The sequence below is a fragment of the uncultured Campylobacter sp. genome (assembly GCF_937949835.1).
In the GTDB taxonomy this organism is placed as follows: domain Bacteria; phylum Campylobacterota; class Campylobacteria; order Campylobacterales; family Campylobacteraceae; genus Campylobacter_B.
Genome location: NZ_CALEDC010000517.1, coordinates 1 through 3441 on the forward strand (window position 1 = coordinate 1; position 3441 = coordinate 3441).

At 49.0% G+C, this 3441-nt stretch carries 6 protein-coding genes and 1 pseudogene; all 7 read left to right on the forward strand.

Annotated features, from left to right (window positions below; genetic code table 11):
• Positions 1–252 (forward strand): annotated as a pseudogene (locus Q0256_RS11435) (Dyp-type peroxidase domain-containing protein); the annotation flags it as partial.
• 27 nt (positions 253–279) lie between these two features.
• A complete protein-coding gene (locus tag Q0256_RS11440) occupies positions 280–894 on the forward strand; it encodes a hypothetical protein (RefSeq protein ID WP_297963226.1) in 615 nt (204 codons plus the stop codon).
• A gap of 20 nt (positions 895–914) precedes the next feature.
• The gene (locus Q0256_RS11445; protein WP_297963229.1) at positions 915–1064 is read left to right on the forward strand and encodes a hypothetical protein; all 150 of its coding nucleotides are present in this window, start codon (positions 915–917) and stop codon (positions 1062–1064) included.
• Complete coding sequence (locus Q0256_RS11450) at positions 1065–1226, forward strand: hypothetical protein (protein WP_297963232.1); 162 nt, start codon at positions 1065–1067, stop codon at positions 1224–1226. It abuts the gene before it with no gap.
• Between the two features lie 51 nt (positions 1227–1277).
• On the forward strand, positions 1278–1568 hold the full coding sequence (locus Q0256_RS11455; protein WP_297963235.1) for a hypothetical protein: 291 nt from the start codon (positions 1278–1280) through the stop codon (positions 1566–1568).
• Positions 1569–2416: 848 nt separating this feature from the next.
• Positions 2417–2560 carry a hypothetical protein gene (locus Q0256_RS11460; protein ID WP_297963238.1) on the forward strand — a complete coding sequence of 48 codons (144 nt, stop codon included), beginning with the start codon at positions 2417–2419 and terminating at the stop codon, positions 2558–2560.
• 75 nt (positions 2561–2635) lie between these two features.
• Positions 2636–3355: a hypothetical protein gene (locus Q0256_RS11465; protein ID WP_297963241.1), complete on the forward strand. Its 720-nt coding sequence runs from the start codon at positions 2636–2638 to the stop codon at positions 3353–3355.
• Positions 3356–3441: the final 86 nt, after the last annotated feature.

Genomic DNA, 3441 nt, shown 5'->3' on the forward strand with positions numbered 1-3441 from the left:
GCCGCAGCCAACGTCGGCGACGACAAAAAGGTCGTGCGCGGCAATATGCCGTTTATGCAGGGCGGCGAGACGGGAACCTACTTCATCGCCTACGCAAGCACCTTTAGCACGCTGGAGTTAATGCTTGAGAGCATGTTTATCGGCCGCCCGCGAGGCAACTACGACCGCCTGCTCGATTTCAGCGTCGCAAAGACGGGCGCGCTCTTTTTCACTCCGACCTTCGATATGTTGCAGGCTTATAGCGCAGAGTAAATTTAGCTTTAAATTTAAAGGCGCGCGATGTTTTGCGATCTAAGCCCGTATCAGAGCAGGCGCTGTAAAGAGATCATAGAGGGCAAAGTCAAAAATAGTGAAAACGTCAGGGGTCTGATAGAGTTCATAGACGCTAAATTTAAAACTCGAGCGATTAGCGCGTTTTACGGCGCGGGCAGGGACTCGGTGTGGCTTAAGATCGTGCTTCGCTTCGATAAAGATGCCGCAAAAATCACCGATAAAAAGTGCATCGAGCGCTATCTCGCCCGCACGCCGCTTTTCGAGAAACTAAACGGACTTAAGAGCTTTTATATCTCGGTCGAGTCCTTCGAGTCGCAGATCCGCACTGATCTGATCCAAGGCGCGGTAGAGGAGCTGCTGCGAAACCGAAGCAAGCTTTTAGCGCCGCTTAAAATTTGGTATATCGCAGCGGTGTCCGACGCGCCCGTAGTTTTTTATTTCACGAGACAAGACGCGGCACGCCGCGAAGGGGGCGGAAAGATAGAGCGGCTGATAAGAAATTTTATAGAGAAAGCGCAGGACGCCAAATACCTGAGCCACATGAAATTTAAGCTCTATTTTGACAGCAAGGAGTTCGTGGATCTTGAGTGCGGCGGGAATTTGTTCTACTATTTCAAATAAAATTTAGCTAAGGAGTGAAAATGGATGCGAAGCTTTACTTAAACAAGGCTATAATGCAGCTCTCGCGAGGGCTTGAAGAGGGCGGCGTGCAGAGCCTAAAAGCGGCACTTGAGGGCGATGGCGACGAGGTTAGCAAGACGCAAGCTCGCGTAATCTTAGGCGAATACTAAGTGATGAAAGGCGAGCCCGCGCAAGCTAGGGAGTATCTAGGGCCCGTGGCGCAAGACGCCGAGCGACTGCGAGATCAATACGACGATCTGCTGGACGATGAAATTTGCAGAGCCGATATGCTTTTGGATATGATCGAGCGCTTCGGGTTTTTGGCGGAATAAAACGGCTCGCGATATGCGGCGGCAGAGATAAAATTATAAGATCGGAGCGAAATGCCGAAATACTCATTTGAAACCATAGAGCAAATGCTGCTAAAATGCGTAGCCGAGGGCGGCGAGCCCGAGCTTAGCTTTCGCCTGCGCGGCGCGCAATACTTGATCATCGCCTATGCGGATCGCTGCTCGTTTCAAAGATGCGCGGACGAATCCGGCGCAAACGCAAGCGGCGAGCGGTATTTTGCCACGCTGCGGGAGCTCTACGGCGCGCCGCAGATAGACGGGTGCTCGCTAGAGGAGCTTTGGAGCGAGGCGGATGATTTTTACTGCTTTGATTTCGAGCCGTGAGATCTCGAAATTTTATGCGGCGGCGCGGTAAGCACACGCGACGCTGATAAAATTTGAACGAAATAAAATTTTGAAAGGACGCAAACGGGCTCTACTTGGGATTGCATCGCTAAGGCGTGCGACGAGGACGGCAAATTTAATGCGAGATTTGAAGGTCATGAGATGGTGATGGACGCGCCAAGCCTAGGCGGGCTGCGGCTTTATGCGAGCGCGTGGCTTTTGCAGGAGGGCATTAAATTTTTTCAGCAAGGAAGCCCGAGGCGGTAAAATGCGACTGAGCATCCGCCTGCTTGCCTACCGAGCAACACAACTTAAATCTAAACCTCAGTGCCGATCTTGGCAGGATAGGTCAAATTTTAGCAGTGATTGCGGCGATACTCGTGCCGCGACCTTACAACATCTGAGACTAGCGTGCATAAGTTTTATCTAATTGATGTAAGTTAGGCGCGGGCTTAAATTGAAGTAGATTCAATGGCGGCAGTGCGGACACAGAAATGTCGCCGCAAGGTTTAAATTTAAAATGCAAAAAAAGCGGCGGCGCGGACGAAAGCGCGCTGCGAGATCTAAAATTTAACCGAAGCGGCACTGAGAGCGAGTAAATTTTAATTAGCGAGCGCGCTACAGCGTGCTTTATGCCGGAGAGTTCGCGGTTTTTAGTGTTTGCCAAATGCACGTCTGATAAAATGTAGCTTGCAAAAATTGCAGCTGCGGTGTTATTTTCTAGCCTAGCGACAATAAATTCCGTAGTAATACAGCTCGCAAAGGTGCTGCGGCCGACGGACATCGACTTTAAAACTTAGAGCCATCGGGCTGATCGGCCCTATCGGGCCTAGTTGTGACTAGCGGACATGAGCCTTAAATCGTGGGCGGGCGTAAAAGATCGCGTAGTTTTTGTCTTTAAAAGGCGGCTTATCGGAGATTTGAACTCGCCGATTTTTATGCCAAAAGGCTTTTCGGCGGACATCTGCGCGCTGTTTGACGATAAAATTTAAACGTAAAAGCAAAATTTAATCATCGCAAAACGCCCAAGCCGCTAGCGGTAAATTTTAAAAACGGGGGTAAATTTAATGCAGAATTTAAAAGGCGAATCGCAGAAGTCGCAGCAGCCTGAGCGAAACGGCGCCGAGCGCCGAAACCCGCCAAAATTTGACAATAAATCCCTCGTCGTAAAAGACTACAACATAATAGTATTCTTTATTTATAATCTATTCTTCGCTCCCTTGGCGGTACCGGTGTTTCTGTATATAGGCGATATTTTCCCATACTATACGCCGTTTGTCCCTATAGTATTCGCCGTCGTGTCCTATCTCAACAGCGCCCATATGCGCTTTGTTCATTTGACGAATAGGAGCATTAACTACGTCAATAAAGGCAAAATCACGAAATCTATAAAATTTGATGAGATATCGCTCATAAAGCTCACCGCCACGCCGCTATTCGGACATATCGTACCGGCTAGAAATTCCGCAGGCATTGTGCTTTCGTTCATCGTGATAGGCGTCGCGTTTGCCGGATTTTTACAAAGCCTTAGAGGATTTATAATTTTTATTATGAGCGCGGTGGGATTGATTTTGCCGTTTTTCGCCTCTAAGCTGATTTTTTCAAAGATCACGGAGGGGAAATTTAGCTTCCGCGCGATCGATACTTTGATCATCTATGACGGCAAGGGCGAATTTATCAGTTTTATGATGAGCGCGGCGGATTTTGAAAGGGTTTGCCGCTACATGCTAAAAGAGCGGCGGATCAGCCCGTCAAAATTTCAAAAGCAGTTTGTGATATTTCAATGAAATGGGCGTCGCGATCAATATCATCGCCGAGGTTTGCCCGCGCACGCCGCAAAGCTCTATGGAATTTCACGGCAGCTCGCACCACT